19 protein-coding genes and 1 rRNA gene are annotated in these 22,360 nt (G+C 63.2%); 7 read left to right on the top strand and 13 right to left on the bottom strand.

Going from position 1 to position 22,360, the window contains the following annotated elements; translation table 11 throughout:
* Positions 1–65 precede the first annotated feature (65 nt).
* The 5 genes from amaB to CI15_RS16410 form a co-directional block, all read right to left on the bottom strand.
* Entirely contained in the window at positions 66–1,565 is a 1,500-nt protein-coding gene (gene amaB, locus CI15_RS16430) for an L-piperidine-6-carboxylate dehydrogenase (protein WP_062129399.1), read from the bottom strand.
* A 185-nt stretch (positions 1,566–1,750) separates the two neighbouring features.
* Complete coding sequence (locus tag CI15_RS16425) at positions 1,751–2,662, bottom strand: LysR family transcriptional regulator (RefSeq protein ID WP_062129398.1); 912 nt, start codon at positions 2,660–2,662, stop codon at positions 1,751–1,753.
* 98 nt (positions 2,663–2,760) lie between these two features.
* Positions 2,761–4,143, bottom strand: a complete 1,383-nt coding sequence (locus tag CI15_RS16420; protein ID WP_062129397.1) for an MFS transporter — start codon at positions 4,141–4,143, stop codon at positions 2,761–2,763.
* A gap of 379 nt (positions 4,144–4,522) precedes the next feature.
* Positions 4,523–5,413, bottom strand: a complete 891-nt coding sequence (locus CI15_RS16415; protein ID WP_062129396.1) for an alpha/beta fold hydrolase — start codon at positions 5,411–5,413, stop codon at positions 4,523–4,525.
* Positions 5,414–5,638: 225 nt separating this feature from the next.
* Entirely contained in the window at positions 5,639–6,613 is a 975-nt protein-coding gene (locus tag CI15_RS16410) for a LysR family transcriptional regulator (protein ID WP_277621037.1), read from the bottom strand.
* A gap of 143 nt (positions 6,614–6,756) precedes the next feature.
* Between CI15_RS16410 and CI15_RS16405 the strand changes: the two genes are divergently transcribed.
* Genes CI15_RS16405 through CI15_RS16380 form a run of 6 tightly spaced genes read left to right on the top strand, consistent with a single transcriptional unit; the run spans position 6,757 to position 11,911 of the window.
* Complete coding sequence (locus CI15_RS16405; protein WP_153041126.1) at positions 6,757–7,602, top strand: alpha/beta fold hydrolase; 846 nt, start codon at positions 6,757–6,759, stop codon at positions 7,600–7,602.
* Complete coding sequence (locus tag CI15_RS16400) at positions 7,599–8,216, top strand: DUF4286 family protein (protein ID WP_062129393.1); 618 nt, start codon at positions 7,599–7,601, stop codon at positions 8,214–8,216. The genes CI15_RS16405 and CI15_RS16400 overlap by 4 nt, the downstream gene beginning before the upstream one ends.
* A gap of 52 nt (positions 8,217–8,268) precedes the next feature.
* On the top strand, positions 8,269–9,618 hold the full coding sequence (locus CI15_RS16395) for a cation:dicarboxylate symporter family transporter (protein ID WP_062129392.1): 1,350 nt from the start codon (positions 8,269–8,271) through the stop codon (positions 9,616–9,618).
* A 46-nt stretch (positions 9,619–9,664) separates the two neighbouring features.
* Positions 9,665–10,216, top strand: a complete 552-nt coding sequence (locus CI15_RS16390) for a carboxymuconolactone decarboxylase family protein (protein ID WP_062129391.1) — start codon at positions 9,665–9,667, stop codon at positions 10,214–10,216.
* A 5-nt stretch (positions 10,217–10,221) separates the two neighbouring features.
* The gene (locus tag CI15_RS16385; RefSeq protein WP_062129390.1) at positions 10,222–11,022 is read left to right on the top strand and encodes an SDR family NAD(P)-dependent oxidoreductase; all 801 of its coding nucleotides are present in this window, start codon (positions 10,222–10,224) and stop codon (positions 11,020–11,022) included.
* 7 nt (positions 11,023–11,029) lie between these two features.
* Positions 11,030–11,911 (top strand): amidohydrolase family protein, encoded by an 882-nt coding sequence (locus CI15_RS16380; RefSeq protein WP_206597770.1) that lies wholly within the window; start codon positions 11,030–11,032, stop codon positions 11,909–11,911.
* Positions 11,912–12,106: 195 nt separating this feature from the next.
* Here the strand turns inward: CI15_RS16380 and CI15_RS16375 are convergent, their stop codons facing one another.
* The 6 genes from CI15_RS16375 to norR all read right to left on the bottom strand — a co-directional run bounded on the left by CI15_RS16375 (position 12,107) and on the right by norR (position 19,369).
* Positions 12,107–12,916, bottom strand: a complete 810-nt coding sequence (locus CI15_RS16375; RefSeq protein ID WP_062129388.1) for an HpcH/HpaI aldolase/citrate lyase family protein — start codon at positions 12,914–12,916, stop codon at positions 12,107–12,109.
* Complete coding sequence (locus tag CI15_RS16370; protein ID WP_062129387.1) at positions 12,913–14,301, bottom strand: MmgE/PrpD family protein; 1,389 nt, start codon at positions 14,299–14,301, stop codon at positions 12,913–12,915. The genes CI15_RS16375 and CI15_RS16370 overlap by 4 nt, the downstream gene beginning before the upstream one ends.
* A 29-nt stretch (positions 14,302–14,330) precedes the next feature.
* Positions 14,331–15,509 (bottom strand): CaiB/BaiF CoA transferase family protein, encoded by a 1,179-nt coding sequence (locus CI15_RS16365; protein ID WP_062129386.1) that lies wholly within the window; start codon positions 15,507–15,509, stop codon positions 14,331–14,333.
* 16 nt (positions 15,510–15,525) lie between these two features.
* Positions 15,526–16,689 (bottom strand): acyl-CoA dehydrogenase family protein, encoded by a 1,164-nt coding sequence (locus tag CI15_RS16360; RefSeq protein WP_062129385.1) that lies wholly within the window; start codon positions 16,687–16,689, stop codon positions 15,526–15,528.
* An 18-nt stretch (positions 16,690–16,707) separates the two neighbouring features.
* A complete protein-coding gene (locus tag CI15_RS16355; protein ID WP_062129384.1) occupies positions 16,708–17,550 on the bottom strand; it encodes an HTD2 family dehydratase in 843 nt (280 codons plus the stop codon).
* 223 nt (positions 17,551–17,773) lie between these two features.
* On the bottom strand, positions 17,774–19,369 hold the full coding sequence (norR, locus tag CI15_RS16350) for a nitric oxide reductase transcriptional regulator NorR (RefSeq protein WP_062129383.1): 1,596 nt from the start codon (positions 19,367–19,369) through the stop codon (positions 17,774–17,776).
* Positions 19,370–19,507: 138 nt separating this feature from the next.
* On the opposite strand from norR, the gene hmpA reads away from it, so the two are divergent.
* On the top strand, positions 19,508–20,689 hold the full coding sequence (gene hmpA, locus CI15_RS16345; protein ID WP_062129382.1) for an NO-inducible flavohemoprotein: 1,182 nt from the start codon (positions 19,508–19,510) through the stop codon (positions 20,687–20,689).
* A 132-nt stretch (positions 20,690–20,821) separates the two neighbouring features.
* Here the strand turns inward: hmpA and CI15_RS16340 are convergent, their stop codons facing one another.
* Together CI15_RS16340 and rrf are read right to left on the bottom strand one after the other, a co-directional pair.
* Positions 20,822–21,865, bottom strand: coding sequence for a transporter (locus CI15_RS16340; protein WP_062129381.1), 1,044 nt, complete (start codon positions 21,863–21,865; stop codon positions 20,822–20,824).
* A 204-nt stretch (positions 21,866–22,069) separates the two neighbouring features.
* Positions 22,070–22,183: ribosomal RNA gene (rrf, locus tag CI15_RS16335) — 5S ribosomal RNA — on the bottom strand.
* Positions 22,184–22,360: the final 177 nt, after the last annotated feature.

Below are 22,360 nucleotides of genomic sequence, written 5' to 3'. Positions count from 1 at the left end.
GCGGCGCAAACGGATTGCTAACGCGCGCGCGGGTCGGCGCGCGGCTGGGCTTGACGCTCGCGCGTTCAGTCGAGATTGAAGTCGATACCCTGCGCAAGCGGCAACGCCGACGAGTAGTTCACGGTATTGGTCGCGCGGCGCATATAAGCCTTCCACGCATCCGAACCCGATTCGCGCCCGCCGCCGGTTTCCTTCTCGCCGCCGAACGCGCCGCCGATCTCCGCGCCGCTCGGCCCGATGTTGACGTTGGCGATGCCGCAGTCGCTGCCCGACGCGGACAGGAAGCGCTCCGCTTCGCGCAGATCGCTCGTGAACACACACGACGACAGACCGTGGTGCGCGGCATTGTTCGCCTCGACCGCATCGGCGAACTCGGCATAGCGCAGCACGTACAGAATCGGCGCGAAGGTTTCCTTCAGCACGACCGGCGTTTGCGACGGCATCTCGACGATGGCCGGACGCACGTAGTAGCCGCCCTCATGACCCTTCACTTCGACGCGCTCGCCGCCGAACACCTTGCCGCCCTCGGCCTTCGCCTGCTGCAGCGCTTCCTGCATGCGATCGAACGATTGACGGTCGATCAGCGGTCCCATCAGCGTGCCCTTCTCGAGCGGATTGCCGATCGGCACGCGGCTATACAACTGCTTCAGACGCTCGACGGTCTTCTCGTACACGCTGTCGTGCACGAACAGACGCCGCAACGACGTGCAGCGCTGACCAGCCGTGCCGACCGCCGAGAACAGAATGCCGCGCATCGCGAGTTCATGATCAGCGGTTTGCGTGACGATGCCCGCGTTATTGCCGCCGAGTTCGAGCAGCGAGCGGCCGAAGCGCTTCGCCACTTCGACGCCCACCTTGCGACCCATTTCGGTGCTGCCCGTCGCGCTGACGATCGAGGCGCGCGGATCGGCCACGAGCTTTTCACCGACGTCGCGACCGCCGATGATCAACGCGCTCAGGCCGGCCGGTGCGTCGCCGAATTCCTTCAGCGCGTCCTGGAGAATCTTGTTGACGGCGAGCGCCGAGAGCGGCGTCTTTTCCGACGGCTTCCAGATCACCGCGTTGCCGCACACGAGCGCGAGCGCCGCGTTCCACGACCACACCGCGACCGGAAAATTGAACGCCGAAATCACGACACAGGTGCCGAGCGGATGCCACGACTCCGCCATCCGGTGACCGGGACGCTCGGACGCGATCGTCAAACCGTAGAGCTGGCGCGACAAACCGACCGCGAAATCGCAGATGTCGATCATTTCCTGCACTTCGCCCATGCCTTCCTGCAGGATCTTGCCGGTCTCCAGCGAAACGAGACTGCCGAGCGCGTGCTTCTGTTCGCGCAGCCGATTGCCGAGCAGCCGCACCAGCTCGCCGCGGCGCGGCGCCGGCACGTTGCGCCACACGGCGAACGCGTCTTTGGCCTGTCCGAGCGCCGCGTCGACCTCCGCCGTCGTCTGGCTGGCCACACGGCCGATGAGCTCGCCGGTAACCGGCGAATGAACCGCGAGATCGCCGGCTTGCGCGACGTGGGCAATGCCGAGATCGGCGAGGATGATTGACGCGTCCATGTGAACCCCTTTAATTTCCGATACGAAACAAGAGTAAGTTCGGAAACTATACACGCGGGTTTTTACGGCGGCAAGCAGATGCTTGCCGAGTGAAATACCGGTTGACAAAGGGCCGCGGTGTTTCCAGAAGGAAACTTCGCGACACTTCGGCGGGTAGCCGCTGCCCGGTCGTCAAACCTCGGCCGTCAAGCCTCTACCGCGCCCTCGTCCTCCGCCACGGCCATCAAGCGGTCGACCAGCACGCGCGCGAACGGCGGCAAGTCCTTCAGACTCCGCACGCAGATCTTCAGCTTGCGTTCGGCCCACGGATCGTTCAGGCCGACGATCGCAATCCGCATCGTCTTTCTATGGCGCAGCGCGACCGACTCCGGCACGATGCCGATGCCAACGCCCGCCTCGATCATCCGGCACGCGGCCTCGAAGTTGCCGACCTGGATGCGAAGTTTGAGACGCGCGCCGAGCGCATCGGCCGCACTCGTGATGAACGCATGAATCGCGCTCGATGTCGGCAGGCTGACGAAGTTCGCGCTCAGCACCTGCGAGAAATCGACCGACGCTTGCCTCGCGAACGGATGATCGCAGGCCGTGACGAGCACGAGCCGATCGTCGCGATACGGCAGCATCTCCAGATGCTCGGCGTGCACGTTGCCCGCGACGATGCCGATGTCGGTCGCGCTATCGGCGACGCCCTTGACGATCTCGCCGCTCAGCACTTCGCGCAGATCGATGTTGACGTCCGGATGATCGCGTAGGAAACGGCTCAGCACGGCCGGCATGAACTCGCTGATCGCAGTGGTGTTGGCCCAGATGCGCACATGGCCCTTGATGCCCTCGCCGTACTCCTGCATGTCGCCGGCCAGATGCTCGACGCGTTCGAGCACGAGCCGCGCGTGATGCACGAAGGCCTCGCCCGCGGGTGTCGGTGTCACGCCCTGGCTGGTGCGATAGAGCAGCTTGAAACCGAGCTGCTCCTCGAGATTCTTGACCCGGTTGCTGGCGGCGGGTGCCGACAGATGCGAACGCTCCGCGGCGCGCGCGAGGTTGCGCGTGTCGGCGATGTGCAGGAGCAGGCGTAAATCGACGAAATCGAAGTGCATGATGAAAGCTGCCGGCAGAGAGTGCGCAGAACAAACTTTCATCTTAACCGGGTGCGAGGAAATTGGACCGGGGAAAGCTCCGAATCAATGTGTATGGGCTAAGCCGATTCTCTTATCAATTCAGCTTGCGGCATCAGTTCGGCATCGGGTGAAATTTCTTCGAGCGTCTGCCGGCTCGTTTCGATACGCAGAGCGAGGATCGCGACGCTCAGCAACAACAACACGCCGCCGACCATCGTCAGCACACCCGTCACGCCGAATTGCGTGTAGAGCAGCAGCGCGACATACGGCGTCGACATCGATGCCGCGCGTCCGCAGGTGCCAGCCACGCCGGTGCCGCGCAAGCGATGCGCGGTCGGAAACAGCTCGGGGATGTAGCCGAACAGACCGAGCGTGCACACCGTGTAGATCGTCGTCACGAGCGCGAAGCCGACCACCGCGATCGGCACCGGCGCGCGCATCTGCACGTAGACGAAGCCGAGTACGATCGTTGCCAGCGAGAACAGCACGATGCCGTTGCGTCGCCCGAGGCGGTCCGTCACGAGATAACCGACGACCGCACCCGCCGGCGCGCCGAACGACATCAGCAGCACGAAGCCGAGCGACTGCACGATGGTCAGGCCTTCCTTGACGAAGAACGTCGGCAGCCACGCGACGAAGCCGTACAGCGACATGTTGATCGCCATGCAGGTCAGCGCGGCGACCAGCGTGCGGCCGATCATGCCGCGTGCGAACAACGCCGAGAACGGCGCGGCCGGCACCTCGTGACTGACCACGCGCGCGACCGGCGGCAGCTTGCCGACGCGCGCCTCGACCTGTCGCTCGATCGCCGTGACCGTCGCCTCAGCCTCTTCGAGCCGGCCGACCGTTTCGAGCCAGCGCGGCGACTCCGGCATCCGATGGCGCAGGAACCACACGATGAGCGCACCGCCGCCCGCGATCGCGAACATGTAGCGCCAGCCGAGATGCGGAATCACCCAATAGCCGATCGCGGTCGCACCGAGCAGACCGGAGTTGATGATCAGCGCGAGCAGCGCAGTCCAGCGGCCGCGCGTGGCGGGCGGCACGAACTCGCACAGCGTGCCGGCCGCGACCACGAGTTCGGCGCCGAGGCCGATGCCCATGATGAAGCGCAGCAGGATCAGCCAGTAGATGTCCGGCGCGAAGCAGGCGGCGAGCGACGCGATGCCGAAGATCGCGAGATTGGCCTGATACGAATAGCGTCGACCGAAGCGGTCGCCGAGATAGCCTGACAGGCCCGCGCCGATCATCATGCCCATGAAGGTCGCGGAGATGAAGAACGAGCCGAGCCGCAGATCCGTGAAGCCGGTTTTGACCATCGCCGCGAGCGCGCCGTTGGCGAGATAGATGTCGAAAGCGTCGAGGAAGGCGCCCGCGCCGATCAGGCCGAGGATGTTCCAGTGAAAGCGGGTGATGGGGAGGCGGTCGAGGCGAGCGCCGGAGTTGATGGGAGTTGCCAAGTTTTGTCTCCTGTCTTTATCGGCCGCGCGCGGGTGGGTGGATCGCGTGCGCCGTTTGACTTCAAGAGTGCGACAGGTGACGTGGGGTGGGAATTGGGCTTTTTGGAGGTGGGCGTTCTGGTTTCGTTAACAGGATGTAAGTGATGCCATTCGCATGCGCCACCCTCCCGGAATAACTTCTTTCCAACAATCAGACTACGACCTACTCTGTCGATGTTCTGCCTCCGGATGACGGCTTATCGGGCCCCAGGTCGAACACACCAGGATGATTAATTGAGCGCGCAATACTTTTGTCGAAGCGAACCATGACTTCAAGGCGTGTAGCTCGAAGCAGCCCCCCCACGAGCTACTTTCGGATTGAAGGACCAGTCGAAATCGGTTAGACCCCGGCGTAGACCCGCTTCGCGAACGTCGCAATAGCGCGACTCATGGCTTCAGGCTGTTCGGGAGCCAATGCATGACCTGCGTGGGGAATGACCACGACAGTGACCCGGTCGCCGAGCATCGATTTAAAAACGTTCGAGAAGCGACGCGGCGAGACCGCGTCATCCTCGGCCTGGAGATCGAGAATGGGGGCCCGTCCCGCGGCGAAATACGCGTCCACGGGCGTTATATTCCGGGCGTGCGACTCCGCTTCGTTTGCCTGAGGAAACCAGCCATTGAGCCAAACCCTCGGGTCGTTGCCGGGCGCAAAGAAAGCGATGCGGAGGTCGTCTAATCGTTGGGCCTCGGATAGAGAAAGGTCGCCAGCGCCGTCAATCGCGTTGCGCATTGCCACGCTGATCGGCATCTCCTTCGACCCGGCTGGAACCTTGCCGGCCGACGCCGCAGCAAGGACGACGCCTTTAACAAGGTCAGGCCGATCTGTCGCCAGCATACGGGCCACAAAGTTGCCCCACGCATGGCCCACCACCACGACCGGCCCCTTGTTCTCGTGTTCGACGACGGCCGCCACGTCCGCGGCAAAATCGTGAATGCTCAGGTTGTCCAGCGGGCCTTTGCTGAGTCCCACGCCGCGTGGCTCAGGGCGAATCACGCGGAATCCATCGGCTGCCAGATTCGCGGAGACGACGTCATAGTCGCGGCCTGAACGCCCGAGCGAGGGCAACATCACGATCACAGGGCCACGTCCCTGAGCGAACACTTCAAGCTGCACGTCGCCGCGTGAGACGATTTCATGCTCAACCGGTATCGCACTTTCATTCGCTAATACGGGTATCGCGGTCAACGTAGCGCACAGGAACAGCAGGCGCCGAAATACCGGACTCATGGAAGATCTCCTGACCATTATTTTGTTGGTTGGCAACGCATCTGTCGGACGCGATCGGCGGGGCTCACGCAAGAACACGCTCTGCGTTGCTTGAACTTTGACGGTATCGCTCGCGATTGACCAAGACCGTTTTGCGATGGAAAGCCATGCTCGGGGCGGATAGCTTGCCACGACCGCGAGCCAGTGAGTCGCCAGCCCGTTGATCGTGCCCGCCGCAGCGGTGTGCTATTCGTCCGCGAACCCGGATGTCGCGCGCGTCGTAGCGTGCCCGCCATCGCCGAGCCATGTGGTGTGGCCCTTCCAGGCGCCTTCTACGACCAGCTCGCGCAGGTTTTCCCTCACTACGTCCGACATCGTCCGCACGAGCCGGGATGCACGTTGTTCGCGCAGTGTCGCAAGCGACACGATTGAACGGATCGATGGGCGCTCGATGGGCAGCGCCTGCAGATCGCCACGTGCCACGTCCTCCTGAATCGCGGTGTAGGTCAGCAGCGAATAGCCCAAGCCACGCCGCACGAGCGCTTTAGTGAGCGTCACGCTTTCCACCTCGAGGACGACGCGCAGGTGTACGCCGTGCTGCACGGCCGCCTGCTCGAGCACGCGGCGGGTTGCATGGGGAAAGCCTGGCACGAGCAATGGCAAATCGGCGAGATCGCGGATACGCAGCGGCTCGCCACCGCGCCGTTCGATCACGGTATCGCCCGGCGGCCCGACGACCACCATCGCTTCGCTGCACAAGGGCAACACGTCGAACGCTTCCAGTGGAGGCTGGTTATAGACGATCGCGAGATCCACGCGCCGGTCGAGCAGCCATTCCTGCAGCGAACTGCTAAGCCCTTCACGCAGATGCAGTCCGACGGCGGGCCAGCGTTCGCGGAACGCTTCGACGATGGGCACCGACACCTGAACGCCCACGGCCGGTGGCAGACCGAGCGCGATATGACCGCTCAGACGGTCGGTCGATGCGCGAACCTGTTCGCCTGTCTGCGCTACGAAGTTGATGATCATTTCCGCTCGTTCGAGCAGTTGCGCACCGCCACTGGTCAGGCGCACACCGCGCCCGTGACGAACGAACAGCGGTGTGCCAAGTTCCTCTTCAAGCTTCGCGACTTGCCGGCTCAGCGCCGGCTGCGCAACGTACAACTCCGCAGCCGCCCGGCTGAAACTTCCCACTCGCGCGATATGCACGAACGAACGCAGTTCCTTGATTTCGATGATGGTCTCCTGTTGCGCAGCGTGCCCGGGCGCCAGCTATGCTTTGGGCGCATAGCTTCCCATCGTAAAAAGGTTTTTGTCAATAGCTGACGCCTGGCGCACAGTGTTGAAAACGGAGACTTCCTTTCTTGAACTCATTTTCCGACAACATCAGGCGTCCTTTGACGAAGGATAGCAATCCGGCATGGATCGATGCCTGCGGTGTCAACTTGTGCTACGTACTGTCAGGGACGGGTGAAGCCGGCACGGCCGTGATGATTCATGAGCTGGGGGGGACTATCGCCAGCTGGGACGCCGTTGCACCGACGCTGCGCGCATCCTTGCGGGTGCTGACCTACGATCAGCGCGGGCATGGCAGTTCGGAAAAAGTCCGCGTACGGTTCTCGCTTGCCGATCACGTCGATGATCTGCGGGCGCTGCTTGACGCGCTCGCGATAGACGGGCCGTGCTGGCTGATCGCGGCGGCCGCTGGCGCGGCAATCGCGGTGGTATTTGCCGCGAGGTTTCCGGCACGCGTCGCTGGAATCGTGATGTGTGCGCCCGCGCTGGATATCGACCCACAGCGTCGTGCCTATCTGCAGGAGCGCGCGGAGCGGGCCCGCCAAGAGGGCATGCGCCCCATCGTCGACCGTACGCTCGATCAGTCATGGCCGCCTGTGCTGCGCGGCGATCGGCAGTCGTTCGAGGATTATCGCTCGCGGCTGCTGGCCAACGATCCGGTGAGCTATGCGCTGGCGAACCATGCGCTTGGCGAGATCGATTTGAGTACCGAGTTACCGACGCTGCGTTGTCCGTGTCTGCTGCTGGCGGGACAGTACGACTTGCAGCGCCCGCCTGAGCGGGTGGCCGCGCAAGCCGCACTCGTGCCGGGCAGCGTGTTTGATACGGTGGCGGCCGGCCATCTGATGGCCGTGCAGCGACCGGCCGAAGTGGCCGAAAAAATTCATGCCTTTATCGACAGGAGCCGCCGATGAGCGCGACTGGCAAGCCTGCGTTGCTTATGGTGTCAATGGAGCCACCCGCGACGCTTGAGGACGAATTCAACGACTGGTACGACACTGAGCATTTTCCGCAACGCACCGCGTTGCCGGGATTCGTGGCGGCGTCGCGCTGGGTCTGCATAGACGGCTGGCCGCGCTGGCTGGCGCTCTACGATCTCACTTCAATTGACGTGTTGAATAGTGATGCGTATCGCAACGTGTCCGGCGCGCATTCGACGCCGTGGAGCCGGCGCTTGCTGCCGCGTACGGTGGGCCGCTCGCGGGTCGCAGCCGTGGCCCTTGATGGGCAAGACGAAACGCAACACGCGCCGTCTGGCATCAGCCGGTTGCTTGCGATGAGCGTGCCGCTGATCGCCGGCGGGCCTTCGGCGGAAGCGATCGCTGCCGCGGTACGCGAATCGCTCGCCGCACGCGACGATCTGCTGCAACTGCGCGCATTCGTTGAGGATGGCAAAACACTCTGGCTGATCGCGGCTTTTGACGCGTCGGTAACGGCATCGGCGCTCGCCGGGGAAATTGGCCGACCGCGCGGATCAGCGGTCATGACCTTCAACCTTTACGTTCCTTATCGGCGCAGTTGTTACTGAGACAATTGCAGCATGCAGTGACCTGAAATATATAACGATATCGGAGACAGTGATGGCTCAACTCAAGAAGCTGCACATACAAGTGCTGCTTGCGCTGATTCTCGCGGTGCTGGTCGGGATCTTCGCGCCGACTTTTGCCATCGCGATGAAACCGCTCGGCGACGTCTTCATCGGCCTGCTGCGCATGCTGCTCGCGCCGATCGTGTTCTGCACCGTCGTGCACGGCATGTCGCACGTGCAGGACATGCGCAAGCTGGGCCGGCTCGGCGCAAAGACGCTGATCTACTTCGAGGTGGTCAGCACGCTCGGGCTGTTCGTGGGCCTCGTGCTCGTCAACGTGTTCAAGCCCGGCGCCGGCATGCATGCGGTGCACCTCGAAAGCAGCGGCAAGATCGCGCAGTTCGCGGAATCGGCCGCGCATCTGTCGGTCGCCGATTTTCTGCTCGGCATCGTGCCGACTACGCTCGTCGGCGCGTTCGCGACGGGCAACATCCTGCAGGTGCTGTTCATCGCGATCCTGGCGGGTATCGCGCTGAACCTGGCGGTCGGCCGCGATTCGATCCTGCTGAAAGGCATTGGCGAAGGGCAGCGTGTGCTGTTCACGATCCTCGGATTCATCATGCGCCTTGCGCCGATCGGTGCATTCGGCGCAATGGCCAACGCGGTTGGCAGCTATGGCGGCGCCACGCTGCTGTATCTGATGAAACTCGTGTTGCTCTATTGGGCAGGCTCGATAGGCTTCGTGCTGATCGTGTTCGGCGGGATCACCGCATCATGTGGCGTATCGATTTTCGCGCTGCTGCGGATGATCCGTGAGGAACTGCTGCTCGTATTCGGCACTGCCTCGGGCGAAGTCGCGTTTCCGCGTCTCGTGCAGAAGCTTCAACAGGCAGGCTGCGACGAAATGGTGGTTGGCTTCGTGCTGCCGGCGGGCTACAGCTTCAATCTCGACGGCACGGGTATCTATATGGCGATGGCGGTCGGGTTCATCGCCCAGGCCACCGATACACCGTTCTCGATCGGCCAGCAGATCGCGCTCCTCGGTGTGCTGATGCTGACTTCAAAGGGGGGGACGACCGTCGCGGGCGGCGCGTTCATCAAGCTCGCCGCGACCATGGAATCGGTTCGCGTGTTGCCTCTGGGTGGACTCGGGCTGTTGTTCGGCATCGATCGTCTGATGGCGACGGCTACCGCACTTACCAACATGATCGGCAACGCGGTCGCTGTCCTCGCTTTGGCGAAATGGGAAGGGGCGTTCGACATCGACACCTTCCGCGCCTATCAGGCGTCGGGTTCCGAACTGCTTGTTCAGCCTGTATCCAAGCCCGTTCATGAGCCGCGAGTGGATGATGCGGACACGGAGCCCGCAAGGCGTCCACCGGCGTTGGCCTCGAACAAGTAATCCACGAAATAACTTGCCACAACTTCAGGCACCCCAAGGAATTTCGATGAAACGCATAGCCGATCTTGATCCCGCTCAGATGACCCCAGCCCAGCGTGACGTCTACGATGCCATCGCCAGTGGTCCACGCAAAGGCGTTCGTGGTCCCCTCGCTGTGTGGCTGCACCGGCCGGAGCTGGCGCAGAACGCCCAGGCACTAGGCCGCTATTGCCGCTATGAGACAGCGCTGCCGCCGCGCCTTTCGGAGCTGGCGATTCTCACGCTGGCCCGTGTGTGGGGCTCGGAGTATGAATGGTACGCGCACAAGCCGATCGCCCTTGAGGCCGGCGTGAGTCCTGATGTGGTCGAAGCGATTCGCACGAATGCCGAACCGGTTTTTGCGCAGGCCGACGAAGCGGTGATCCACACCTTTCTGACGGATCTGCATCGCGACCGCAAGGTATCGGATGCGGTTTATGCCGAGGCCGTCGAGCGGCTGGGCGAAGCAGGTGTCGTCGATCTCGTCGGCCTGGCCGGCTACTACACATTGATCTCGATGACGATCAACGTCTTTCAGGTGGCACAGCCTGCCGGCGTGCCGAACGAACTCGGAGCGTGAACCGTATGAGCAAACGACTCGAAGGCAAGGTCGCTATCGTGACCGGCGCAGGCTGCATCGGGCCTGGTTGGGGCAATGGGCGCGCCGTGGCGGTGCGTTTTGCGGAGGAAGGCGCGAAGATCTACGCGATAGATCGCAATCTTGAAGCGATGCAGGAAACGCTGGAACGCGTGCGCGCGCTGGGGGGAGACGTGACCGGCGTGGTGTGCGACGTGACCGATAGCGAGGCGGTAGCCCGGATGGTCGAAGGATGCAGGCAGCACTATGGACGCGTGGACATCCTTGTCAACAACGTGGGCGGTTCAGCAGCAGGCGGTCCAGTCGCACTCGATGAAGAGAACTGGGATGCACAGATCGCACTGAATCTGAAAAGCGTGTACCTGACGTGCAAGCATGTGCTACCGGTGATGGAGGCTCAGGGAGCCGGCGCAATCGTGAATACGGCGTCGACCTCCGGCATTCGCTGGACCGGGGCGGCGCAGGTGGCTTACGCGGCGTCGAAGGCCGGGGTCATCCAGTTGTCGCGTGTCGTCGCGGTCGAATATGCAGGCAAGGGTATTCGCGTGAACACGGTAGTGCCGGGGCAACTGCACACCCCCATGGTCGAAGCGCGGCTCGCCGGGCAGCGGGCGGGCGGTGACGTCGACGTCTTGCTGAAGCAGCGCCTTGCGCGGATTCCGCTTGGCTTCATGGGTGACGGTCGCGATACCGCGAATGCTGCGTTGTACCTGGCATCGGACGAAGCGCGTTTCGTGACGGGTACCGAGGTGATCGTCGACGGCGGCATGACCGTGCGCTGTGGCTGAGGAGAACATGATGAACAAGTCGCTGAACACCTCCGAAGCACCGCTCGCGCATCCGCGCACGCCGGCGCTGCAGCTTCCGCCTGGCAGTTGCGATGCCCATTGCCATCTCTTTGGTCCGTTCGACCGCTATCCTCTTCCAGACGATCGCAGCTTCACTCCCGCGCTTGCGCCCGAAACCGCGTTGCGTACGTGGCACGACCGGTTCGGCTTCGCGCGTGCCGTCATCGTTCAGAGTCAGGGACATGGTTTTGATCATCGGCCGCTGCTCGACGCGCTGCGCGGCGGCAAGGGACGTTACAAGGGCGTAGCGCTCGTGCGGCCGATCGACTCCGACGCGCAGATTGCCGAGTTCGATTCAGCCGGCGTGTGCGGCGCGCGCTTTAACTTTCTGGCCCATCTTGGCGGTCGCCCGGATCTGGCCAGGATCCGCGACGTGGTTGCGAGGATCAAGCCATTCGGCTGGCATGTGGCGATTCACGTGGCGGGCAACGATATCGTCGAGTACGCGCCGTTTATCCAGTCGCTCGAGGTACCTGTCGTGATCGATCACATGGCGCGGCCGGATCTTGCGAGCGGTCCGGACGGCGCCGCGATCATGGCACTGCGCCGCCTGATGGACGGCGGCCGCGTATGGGTGAAGCTGAGTGGCACCGACCGGTTGTCGAAGACTGGCGCGCCCTTTCACGACACGTTGCCGATCGCGCGCAGTCTTGCGGTGCATGCGCCGCAGCGCGTTCTGTGGGGAAGCGACTGGCCACACGTGAACCTGCACGGCCCGATGCCCGACGATGGCGATCTCACTGATCTGATCGCGGAGATCGTGCCGGACGAAGGTCAGCGCCGCTTGCTGCTGGTCGACAACCCCATCGAATTTTTCGGTTTCGAATAAAACCTCGTGCCCCCTATTGGACAGCGACGCGCGAACTCGTAGAAGCCAATCTCCCTGGTCCCCGCGCCCCGTTCGGCGAACGCGTCCAACTCCGCGCGGTGGGGTTCGACGTTCGGAAAATGCTTTGACTCTCGCAGCACGTTCGCGTGCTTAAGCGCTTCGCGATCGAGGACCCCGCCAGCGGCGAGATCCGCGTCATCGCCCCGCCAACACTCTTCGCGCCTTCAGGATCACCGGCATATCGACCATCTTTCCATCGACGGCAACCGCGGCGCCATGACTCGCCTCGACAGCCGCAAGTACCCGCCGCGCCCACTCCACCTCGCCGTCACGCCACGCATACGCGCGATGCACCGCCTCGATCTGGTTCGGATGAATGCAAAGCTTGCCGCCGAAGCCAAACCGCCGCCCGCGCCGCGCATCGGCCTCCACCGCATCGGCATCGGTAATCGTCGTCGACACGCCATCCACCGGCGCGCCAATGCCTGCAAGCCGCGACGCAAGCACGATCTGCGAGCGGAACAGATGCAACTCCTCGCCGTCTCCATCGATCCCGAGATCGAGCTGGAAATCCAGCGTGCCGAACACAATGCGCGGCACGCGCGGCGAGCCACATAGCTCCGCAAGATTCGCAAATCCGCGCGCGGTCTCCACAATCGGCAGGACACTCAACGCCGGATGCGCGTTCGCCAGCACCGCGCAGATTTGCGCCCGAGTCTCGGCCTTCGGCAGTACGATTCCCGCAACGCCAGCCTGGCCAACGAGCGCCGCAACATCATCGTCAAACCATGCGGTATCCGAACCATTGATACGCACCCACGCGGCCCGCGATGCATTAGTCGACACCGCAGCCAATACCGTCGCACGCGCCGTCACCTTCTCGTCTGGCTGCACCGCATCTTCCAGATCGAGAATCACTGCATCCGCGCCGGCCGCAAAGGCCTTGTCAAACCGTTCAGGCCGATTGCCAGGTACGAACAGATACGACCGGGGCAACCCGCTCATGCCACCACCGTTGTGCGCGACGTGGCTTCGAAGATCGAACCGATCTGCGTGTGTTCGGCAACACCCCAGGCGTTGCCAAGCAGTTGCGCCACCTCCTCTTCACTAGCCGCCCCTGAAAACGCGGCCAGCCGACGCAGCTTCGTCGCAATCTCCTCGCGCGACAACGTATTCCCCGGATCGCCCTTAGGTTCATCGACACGCCCATCGAGCACCCGGCCGTCGGTCGTCGTTACCGTGACCTTGCCGATCCAGCGCGCGGGATAGGCGGCGTCGACCTCGGCGTCGAGCGCCATCGTGACCTTGTCACGGAACGACGCGATCTCGCTCGCGTCGAAGCCCTGTTCGAATTCGGTCACGCCCGCATAGCCGTGATGCGCGACGAGCCCCAGTACCGTGCCCATGTTGAACTTCGCCTGATGCACGGTGCGCGGCGTGAGCACGGAACCGAGCACATCGATCGCGCCTTGATGCACGTGCGCGACGACCTTCGCGATGTCGCGCGGCGCGAGACGATGCGTCTGCACGACGGCAAGCAACGCATCGGCGGCCGGATGCGTATGGCGGCACGCCGCGTGATACTTGAACGACGTCTCCGCGGTCGCCCAGCGGCTGCCAAGCCGGTCGACGAGGCGCGCCGGATCGGCGTCGCTCGACATGCCCGCCGCCATGCCCTGCGCGCCTTCGAGAATGCGTGTCGCGCCCTTGAAGCCGTCGGCGGCGAGTTGCGCGGCCATCAGGCCGTTCGCGGCGGCCATCGCGGTATGCAGCTGCTTCGAGTCGGCGGCGTCGCGCAGGAACTCCCACAGGCCGCTCGCCTGCGTGCCCGCCGAGCCGAACGCGTCGAGCATCTGCGACGGCGACAGACCCAGCAATCGACCCGCGGTTGCCGCGGCCGCGACCGTGCCGGCCGTGCCGGTGGTGTGAAATACCTTGTAGTGCGAACGCCCAAGAAACTCACCGATGCGAATGCCGACCTCGTAGCCCGCCACCGCCGCCGTGATCAAGTCGCGCCCCGACGCTCGCTTTGCCTGCGCCAATGCGAGTGCAACCGGAAACACCACGGTCGCCGGATGAAACACCGAGCCGTTGTGCACGTCGTCCTGTTCGGCGAAATGCGACGCCGCACCGTTGATCATCGCGGCAAAGTACGGCGTGGTGCGACTGCGGTCGATCAACACTTCGCAAGGGCCGTCTTGCTTCGCACCGGCTGCCGCGCGGGCGAAACGCGCGATCGTCTCGACCGGCCGCGCGCCCTTGCCGGCCAGCGCCGAGCCGAGCCAATCGACGTACAGGTTGACGGTGCGCTCGACGACCTCGCGCGGGATGCTCTCGAAGTCGAGTTGCGCGGCGAAAGTGGCAAGCGTGAGACTGGGATGGTCGTTCATGAGTGACGTGCGCCGTGTTGGGCCAGGAATCAGATCGTGCCGGCCGCACGCAGCGCGTCGATACGCGCGTCGTCGTAGCCAAGCTCGTGCAGAATTGCGTCGGTATGTTGACCCAGCGCGGGCACCGGATCCATGCGCGGCTCGATGTCGGAAGGCAGGCCCGGCGGGCGCAATGCCGGTATCGCGCCCGCCGCGGTGCCGACTTCCTGCCAGCGCTCGCGCGCCTTCAGTTGCGGATGCGCCCACACATCGGCGAGCGTATTCATCTGCGCGTTCGCGATGCCAGCCTCGTCGAGTCGCTCGATCACCTGCGCCGCGCTCAGCTTCGCGAACGCCGCAACGATCACCTCGCGCAATGCGTCGCGCGCCGCAGTGCGTTTCGAGTTCGAAGCGAAGCGTTCGTCGATCGCGAGTTCCGGCTGTTCGAGCACACGCTCGCAGAACAGCTTCCATTCGCGTTCGTTCTGCAGGCCGAGCATGACCGTCTTGCCATCGCCTGCGGGAAAGGGTCCGTAGGGATAGATCGTCGCGTGCGCGGCGCCCGCGAGCGCGGGCGGCGGCTGACCGTCGATCGCGTAGTAGAGCGGATAGCCCATCCACTCGACCATGCTTTCGAGCATCGATACGTCGATTCGGCAACCGCGCCCCGTGCGTCCACGCTGCAACAGCGCGCTCAGGATGTTCGAATACGCGTACATGCCCGCCGCGATATCCGCGATCGAGCAGCCCGCCTTCGCCGGTGCGCCGGGCGAACCGGTGATCGACAGGAAGCCGGACTCGCTCTGGATCAACAGGTCATACGCTTTCTTGTCGCGATACGGACCATCCACGCCGTAGCCGGAAATATCGCAGACGATCAAGCTCGGATACTTCCCGCTCAATGTGCCGTAACCGAGGCCGAGCCGTTCGGCCGAGCCTGGCGCCAGGTTCTGCACGAGCACGTCCGCATCGGCAACCAACGCGCCGAGAATCTCCGCGGCCGCGGGTTGCTTCAGATCGAGCGAAAGACTTTCTTTCGAGCGGTTGGTCCAGACGAAATGCGACGACAGCCCATGCACGCGTTCGTCGTAGCCGCGCGCGAAATCGCCGACGCCCGGCCGTTCGATCTTGATCACGCGCGCGCCGAGATCGGCGAGTTGACGCGTGCAGAACGGCGCGGCGATCGCATGTTCGAGCGTGATGACCTTGATGCCGTCGAGTGGTCTCATGATGTCCGCCAGCGAGTCAGAACGAACGGGGCAGCCCGAGGATATGCTCGGCCACGTACGAGAGGATCAGATTGGTCGAGATCGGTGCGACCTGATACAGGCGCGTCTCGCGAAACTTGCGCTCGACGTCGTATTCGCACGCGAAGCCGAAGCCGCCGTGAAATTGCAGGCATGCATTGGCCGCCTCCCACGATGCATCCGCCGCGAGCAGCTTGGCCATGTTCGCCTGCGCGCCGCAAGCTTGATGCGCATCGAAACGGCGTGCCGCCTCGAAGCGCATCAGGCTCGCTGCCTCGACGTTGATGAACGAGCGCGCGATCGGAAACTGCACACCCTGGTTCTGTCCGATCGGCCGACCGAACACGACGCGCTCCTTCGCGTACTCGGTGACTTTATCGACGAACCAGTAGCCGTCGCCGATGCATTCCGCGGCGATCAGCGTGCGCTCGGCGTTCAGGCCATCGAGGATGTATTTGAAGCCCTGCCCTTCTTCACCGATCAGATTCTCGGCGGGAATTTCAAGGTTGTCGAAAAAGAGCTCGTTGGTCTCATGGTTGACCATGTTCAGAATCGGCTGCACGGTCATACCATGTCCGATCGCTTCGCGCAGATCGACGATGAAGATCGACATGCCCTCCGATTTCTTCTTCACGTCCGCGAGCGGCGTGGTGCGCGCGAGCAGGATCATCAGGTCCGAATGCTGCACGCGCGAGATCCACACCTTCTGGCCGTTGATCACGTAACGGTCGCCGCGCCGTTCGGCGGTGGTCTTGATCTTCGTCGTATCCGTGCCGGTGCTCGGCTCGGTCACGCCCATCGATTGCAGACGCAGGTCGCCGCTCGCGATCTTCGGCAGATATTTGCGCTTCTGTTCTTGCGAACCATGCCGCAACAACGTGCCCATGTTGTACATCTGCCCGTGGCACGCGCCCGAGTTGCCGCCCGCACGATTGATCTCCTCCATGATCACCGACGCTTCCGTGAGCCCGAGCCCCGAGCCGCCGAAGTCCTGCGGAATCAGCGCCGCGAGCCAGCCGGCCTTCGTCAGCGCATCGACGAACTCTTCCGGATAGCCACGCGCTTCGTCGATCTTGCGAAAGTACTCGCCGGAAAACTGCTGGCACAGATCGCGCACGGCCTCGCGAATGTCCTGAAACGAATCGGATTGCGTGGTTTGCATAGTCGAATCTCGTGGAATTCAGGCGAGCGCGGCGGTTGCGCGCATGGTCAGATAGCCTTGGTGGTCCTTGGCCCATAGGTCGATGGTCTTGCCGTCGGCGGCGGGCCTGCCGCATACCGTGAACGGCTGGTCCGCGAACGTGGGACGATGCGCGCGAAACGCGAAGCTTTGCAGCGTCGCTTGCGGCAGTTCGCGCCGCACGAGATCGACGAGCAGCGTGGCGATCAACGGACCGTGCACGACGAGGCCAGGATAACCTTCGACCTGCGTGACGTAGGGATGGTCGTAATGAATGCGATGGCCGTTGAAGGTCAGCGCCGAGTAGCGGAATAGCATGACGGCATCGGCATCGATCGTGCGGCGCCACGTTTCGCCTTCGGGCGCGGGCGCCGGTTGCTGCGGACGCGCGCCTTCCTGCGGCGCGTCGCGATAGACGATGTCGTGCTCCTCTTCGAGCTTCAGTTCGCCATCGACTTCGATCGTATGTTGCACCGTGACGAACACGAGGCGGCCCGAACGGCCGGTCTTGTCTTCGATGTTGGCGATCGTCGAGGTGCGCCTTGCGTGCTCGCCGATTTTCAGCGGCGCATGAAACGTGAGCCGGCCGCCGGCCCACATGCGGCGCGGCAGCGGCACCGGCGGCAGGAAGCCGCCACGCTTCGGATGACCGTCGGGGCCGACTTCGGATAGCGGCGCAACAGGCAGAAAGTACAGCCAGTGCCACAACGGCGGCACGGTGTTACCGCTTTCCTCGCGATCGAGCGTGGCAGCGAGTGCGGTCAGCGGAAACGCGGTGATGTCGTCTTCGGCCACTGCCTGCTTGTCGAGCCAGTCGTCGAGTTTCTCTGAGGAAGCGGACATAGCGGAGTCTCCAGATACAGGTGTTGGTCCTTTGTTGGCCCCTACTATGACCGACGCGTTGCGCTGCGCGAAGTTCGAATTTTCGAAGCGGGTCTTTGGCTTTGGTTAAGACGTTAGGCCCAATGCGCGACGCTGACAATCCGCTTTCAGCGCGATGAACGATTCGATGCGCCCTGACGTGGTCATTGCCCCAACATGCCACGATGCTCCTGCACCTGCCCGCTTATTTGAGTCCGAGCCGTTTGGCCAGCCGGTTCAGATTCGCCCGGTCGAGACTCAACTCGCGCGCAACCGCCGCCCAGTTCTGCCGGTTGCGCGCCAACGCTTCGAGAACGAGGTTGCGTTCGAACTCGGTGACCGCGCTGCGAAAGTCTTTCGTCTCGCTTTCCTCGCTCTGCGTGACGGTTTGATTTGCTTCGTCATCCTTTGCATCGGACAGGGCAAGGTCCGCGGCCGTCAGCGTCAGAATACGCCGACGCTCACGATTGACCGCCAACGCCTTCAGCGCGCTCCGGCCAATCAGATGTTCGAGTTCGCGCACGTTGCCGGGCCATGCGTAGTGCAGCAGCGCGGCCTGCGCGTCCGCCGCGAGACGCAAACTCAGCAGGCCGAGCCGCGAACGATTGTCTTCAAGGAAGAAGCCAGCGAGCAGCAGCACGTCGCGGCCGCGCTCGCGCAACGGTGGTACGCGCAACGGGTAGACGCTGAGGCGATGATAGAGGTCGGCGCGAAAGCGGCCCGCGCGCACTTCTTCGGCGAGGTCGCGATTGGTTGCAGCGATCAGCCGCACGTCGACCCGGTGTTCATGGTCCGAGCCGACGCGTTGCAACTGGCCGTTCTGCAGCACACGCAACAGCTTCGCCTGGACGGCGAGCGGCAGCTCACCGACTTCGTCGAGGAAAATGGTGCCCCCGTCGGCGAGTTCGAACTTGCCGCGCCGATCCGCCGACGCCCCCGAAAACGAGCCACGCACGTGCCCGAACAGCTCGCTCTCGACAAGCGTATCGGGCAACGCCGCGCAGTTCAGGCTGACGAGCGGCTTGCTCGCGCGCGGCGAGAGCGCGTGAATCGCGTTGGCGACCAGCTCCTTGCCGACGCCGGTCTCGCCGGTGACGAGCACGGTCAGATCGCTACCGGCCACCACCTCGATCTCCTTGATCATGCGGCGATGCGCGTCGCTGCTGCCGATCAGCTCGCGCCGGCTCTCGCTGCTCGCCAGTCGATACGCTTCCGCGCGGCGCTGCGCCTCCTCGCCATTGCGCGCCAACGCATCGATGCGCTCGACGACGCTGACGGTCGCGGCCGCGAGACCGAGAAACGCCTGCAGCGAGGCCATGTCGATCGCATCGAAGCGCGCCGGGTCGAGGGCATCGAGCGTGAGCAAGCCCCAAGGCTCGCCGCGGATGAACAAGGGGCACCCCAGACAGTCGTGCACTTCGAGGTGACCGGCCGCCATGCCTTGCACGAGGCCGTCGTACGGGTCGGGCAGATCGGAGTCCGCGGCAAAGCGTGTCGGCCCAGGCTGGGCCAGCAGCTGCTGAAAGCGCGGATGCTCGGTGACGCGAAAGCGCCGTCCGAGCGTATCGCTGCTCAAACCGTCGATCGCGAGTGGCACGAGCGTGTCGCCTTCGAGGCGCAGCAGCGCGGCCGCATCGCCCGGAAACAGCGTGCGCAGCGCGCTGAGCAGGCGCCGATAACGCTCTCGCTCGGACAACTCGCGCGACAGGTCGAGAATCAGCGGAGTCAGAACATCGAGGACTGCCTCGGCAGTCAAATTGACTGCCGAGGCAGTCTTTTCGACTAGAGTCGAATGAACCATCTTAATTGCCAGATCGTTGATCTAAATGCATTTTATACCTGGCACGAATCGTGGATAGTGAATGGGGTCTGCCGATACCGGCTGCGACACCCCGCTGATAGACAGACGCTCAACCAGACTCTCATCAGGAACCCAAACATGCTATCCGCCGAACACCGCGCCATCATCAAAGCAACCGTGCCGCTCCTGGAAAGCGGCGGCGAGGCGCTCACCACGCACTTCTACAACCTGATGCTCAGCGAGCATCCGGAAGTGCGTCCGATGTTCAATCAGGCCAATCAGGCGAGCGGTGCGCAACCGCGGGCGCTGGCCAACGGCGTGCTGATGTACGCGCGTCATATCGATCAGCTCGAGCAACTGGGCGGGCTCGTCGCGCAAATCATCAACAAGCACGTGTCGCTGAACGTGCAGCCCGAGCATTATCCGATCGTCGGCAAGTGCCTGCTGCGTGCGATTCGCGAAGTACTCGGCGCCGAGGTCGCGACCGATGCGGTGATCGAAGCGTGGGCCGCCGCGTATCAACAACTTGCCGATCTGCTGATCGGCCTCGAAGAGAAGATCTACGCCGAAAGCGAAGCCGCGCCGGGCGGCTGGCGCGGCACGCGGCTGTTCCGCGTCGCGCGCAAAGTGCGGGAAAGCGACGAGATCACGTCGTTCTATCTGCGTCCGGACGACGGCGGCCGATTGCTCGCGTTTCAGCCGGGGCAGTACATCGGCGTGCGTCTCTCGATCGACGGCGAAGAAGTGCGCCGCAACTATTCGCTGTCCGCAATCAGCGATGGCCGCGAATATCGCATCAGCGTAAAGCGCGAACCGAATGGCACCGTGTCGAAGTATTTGCATGAGCGGATCGAAGAGAACGACACGCTCGAGCTGTTCGCGCCGGCCGGCGAATTTACGCTGCAGCCTGGCGACAAGCCGCTGGTGCTGATCAGCGGCGGCGTCGGCATTACGCCGACGATGGCGATGCTGCAAGCCGCGCTGAAGACGAATCGTCCGGTGCATTTCATTCACGCGGCCCGTCATGGTGGCGTGCATGCATTCCGCGACGCGATCGATGCGTTGGCCGCGCGTCATCCGCAACTGAAGCGCTTCTACTGCTATGAGCAGCGTCGTGCGGGCGATGCCGATGCCCACGCGGTCGGCTATGTCGACGAGGCGAATCTGAAGAAGTGGTTGCCGGAAACACGTGATGTCGACGTGTATTTCCTCGGACCGGTCGCGTTCATGAAGGCGATCAAGAAAGGCCTGAAGGCGATTGGCGTGCCGGAATCGCAGAGCCGTTACGAGTTCTTCGGGCCGGCTGCCGCGCTCGAATAACGGCTCGGGTCACGACGAGTATTTGCCCTCTTCGAACCGTTGCAACTCGGGTTCGAAGACGGACATGCTTTCCCGTTTCAATCACGCCGGTGGGTCTGGCCGCGTAAAGACAGGCCAAAACTGCCGCGCGTTCTAGCGCTCCCTTCTGCGGCGAAACGCCCACCAGCCTGTCAGCCCGGTAAAGCCGGCGACCAGCAAGACCATCACCCAGAAGCCATGCTTGTTCTCGGCGAGCGGAATGCCGCCGACGTTCATGCCGAAGAAACCGGCGACGATATTGATCGGCATCGCCAGCACCGTGACGAGCGTCAACGTGAAGAGCGTACGGTTGTTCTGCTCTTCGAGGCGCGACGTGATTTCTTCCTGCAGCAGCCTGACCCGCTCGATCAATCCCGCCACATCCGACAGCACGACCGAAAACTCCTCGGTCGATTCACGCAGATCCTGCACGTCTTCCGGATGAAGCCAACGTGGCGGCCTCGCCAGCAAACGGAAGATCGCGCCGGGCTCCGGCGCAAGCATACGCTGCAGGCGGGTCAGCGTGCGGCGAATCGCGCCGAGGTCGAGCCGGTTTTGCGTCGGTCGTTGCGACAGAAAGCGATCCTCGATTCGATCGACGTCGGCACTGGTTCGGCGCACGATTTGAACGAGCAGGTCGGCCTGGTCGCGCATCAGATGCACGAGCAATTCGGCGGGTGACCTGAATATCTCCCCTTCGCGCACCGACGCGCGCAAACGGTCGACCGAGCGCAGCGGCTTCAGCCGCGCCGTGACGATGAACCGCTTATGTGCGTAGATCCACAACGTCGCGATATCGGACGGGATGAATTCGAGGTTGAACATGACGTCATTGACGACCGCGCGCAGCGCGCCGTCCGCATGTTCGATCCGCGTCGAATGCGAGCCTTCGCGCAAGGCGTCGAAAAACGTTTCGGGCAGATCGAGTTGCGCTCGCATCCAGCGCTCGCTTGCGCTATGCGCGAGGTTGAAATGGAGCCACAGAAACTCGCCGGCGTCCTTTGCGGCCGTGGCGGCGTCGTCCTTGCACTCGCGGAACCAGTCGACGACTTCGTCCGCGTCGATGGGCTGCCCGGACCGCGCCGGCGAAAACCGGAAGCCGCAGACCATGCCCGACGAATCCGCGCCGTAGGTCTGCAATAGCAGATCAGATTTCATAGGTCGTTCAATGCCAGCGTTTCCGAAAGGGATACGTGAGCATAGCTTGACCCATTGAAAGAAAATTGACGCGCGCGTTTTCAGGCGTCGTATTGTCGAACTGTGGGGGCTGGATTGTCACGAGAACGTCATCTCCTTCGATAACGGTCGCGTAAACGCAAAAACCCCACCCTTGAGGGGGTGGGGTTTCTGACGGGGTGAGGAGCCTGACGATTACCTACTTTCACACGGGCAATCCGCACTATCATCGGCGTGGAGTCGTTTCACGGTCCTGTTCGGGATGGGAAGGGGTGGGACCGACTCGCTATGGTCATCAGGCATGACTGGTTGCTGCGTCGCAGGGTGTGCGCCACAGCCAATCTGGAAGAAGCGTAAAGGATTCGTTGTCTGGGGTTGTGTTGTTTCAGGCACAACACTGATCTCAACCGTGTGCATAAAACTGTCCTGTATTAGTCTACAACACTATAGCGAATATATATCAAATTACTCACTAAC

Source organism: Paraburkholderia monticola (assembly GCF_001580545.1).
Taxonomy (GTDB): domain Bacteria; phylum Pseudomonadota; class Gammaproteobacteria; order Burkholderiales; family Burkholderiaceae; genus Paraburkholderia; species Paraburkholderia monticola.
The sequence above is the reverse complement of the archived record's forward strand: the minus strand, read 5'-3'. Positions and strand labels throughout refer to the sequence as shown.

Coding starts and splice junctions, on each gene's coding strand:
- norR (WP_062129383.1), bottom strand. CDS start 19,369: ATGGTTCATTCGACTCTAGTCGAAAAGACTGCCTCGGCAGTCAATTTG.
- CI15_RS16365 (WP_062129386.1), bottom strand. CDS start 15,509: ATGAGACCACTCGACGGCATCAAGGTCATCACGCTCGAACATGCGATC.
- CI15_RS16380 (WP_206597770.1), top strand. CDS start 11,030: ATGATGAACAAGTCGCTGAACACCTCCGAAGCACCGCTCGCGCATCCG.
- CI15_RS16340 (WP_062129381.1), bottom strand. CDS start 21,865: ATGAAATCTGATCTGCTATTGCAGACCTACGGCGCGGATTCGTCGGGC.
- CI15_RS16355 (WP_062129384.1), bottom strand. CDS start 17,550: ATGTCCGCTTCCTCAGAGAAACTCGACGACTGGCTCGACAAGCAGGCA.
- CI15_RS16375 (WP_062129388.1), bottom strand. CDS start 12,916: ATGAGCGGGTTGCCCCGGTCGTATCTGTTCGTACCTGGCAATCGGCCT.
- CI15_RS16360 (WP_062129385.1), bottom strand. CDS start 16,689: ATGCAAACCACGCAATCCGATTCGTTTCAGGACATTCGCGAGGCCGTG.
- CI15_RS16370 (WP_062129387.1), bottom strand. CDS start 14,301: ATGAACGACCATCCCAGTCTCACGCTTGCCACTTTCGCCGCGCAACTC.
- CI15_RS16415 (WP_062129396.1), bottom strand. CDS start 5,413: ATGAGTCCGGTATTTCGGCGCCTGCTGTTCCTGTGCGCTACGTTGACC.
- CI15_RS16395 (WP_062129392.1), top strand. CDS start 8,269: ATGGCTCAACTCAAGAAGCTGCACATACAAGTGCTGCTTGCGCTGATT.
- amaB (WP_062129399.1), bottom strand. CDS start 1,565: ATGGACGCGTCAATCATCCTCGCCGATCTCGGCATTGCCCACGTCGCG.
- CI15_RS16400 (WP_062129393.1), top strand. CDS start 7,599: ATGAGCGCGACTGGCAAGCCTGCGTTGCTTATGGTGTCAATGGAGCCA.
- hmpA (WP_062129382.1), top strand. CDS start 19,508: ATGCTATCCGCCGAACACCGCGCCATCATCAAAGCAACCGTGCCGCTC.
- CI15_RS16390 (WP_062129391.1), top strand. CDS start 9,665: ATGAAACGCATAGCCGATCTTGATCCCGCTCAGATGACCCCAGCCCAG.
- CI15_RS16425 (WP_062129398.1), bottom strand. CDS start 2,662: ATGCACTTCGATTTCGTCGATTTACGCCTGCTCCTGCACATCGCCGAC.
- CI15_RS16385 (WP_062129390.1), top strand. CDS start 10,222: ATGAGCAAACGACTCGAAGGCAAGGTCGCTATCGTGACCGGCGCAGGC.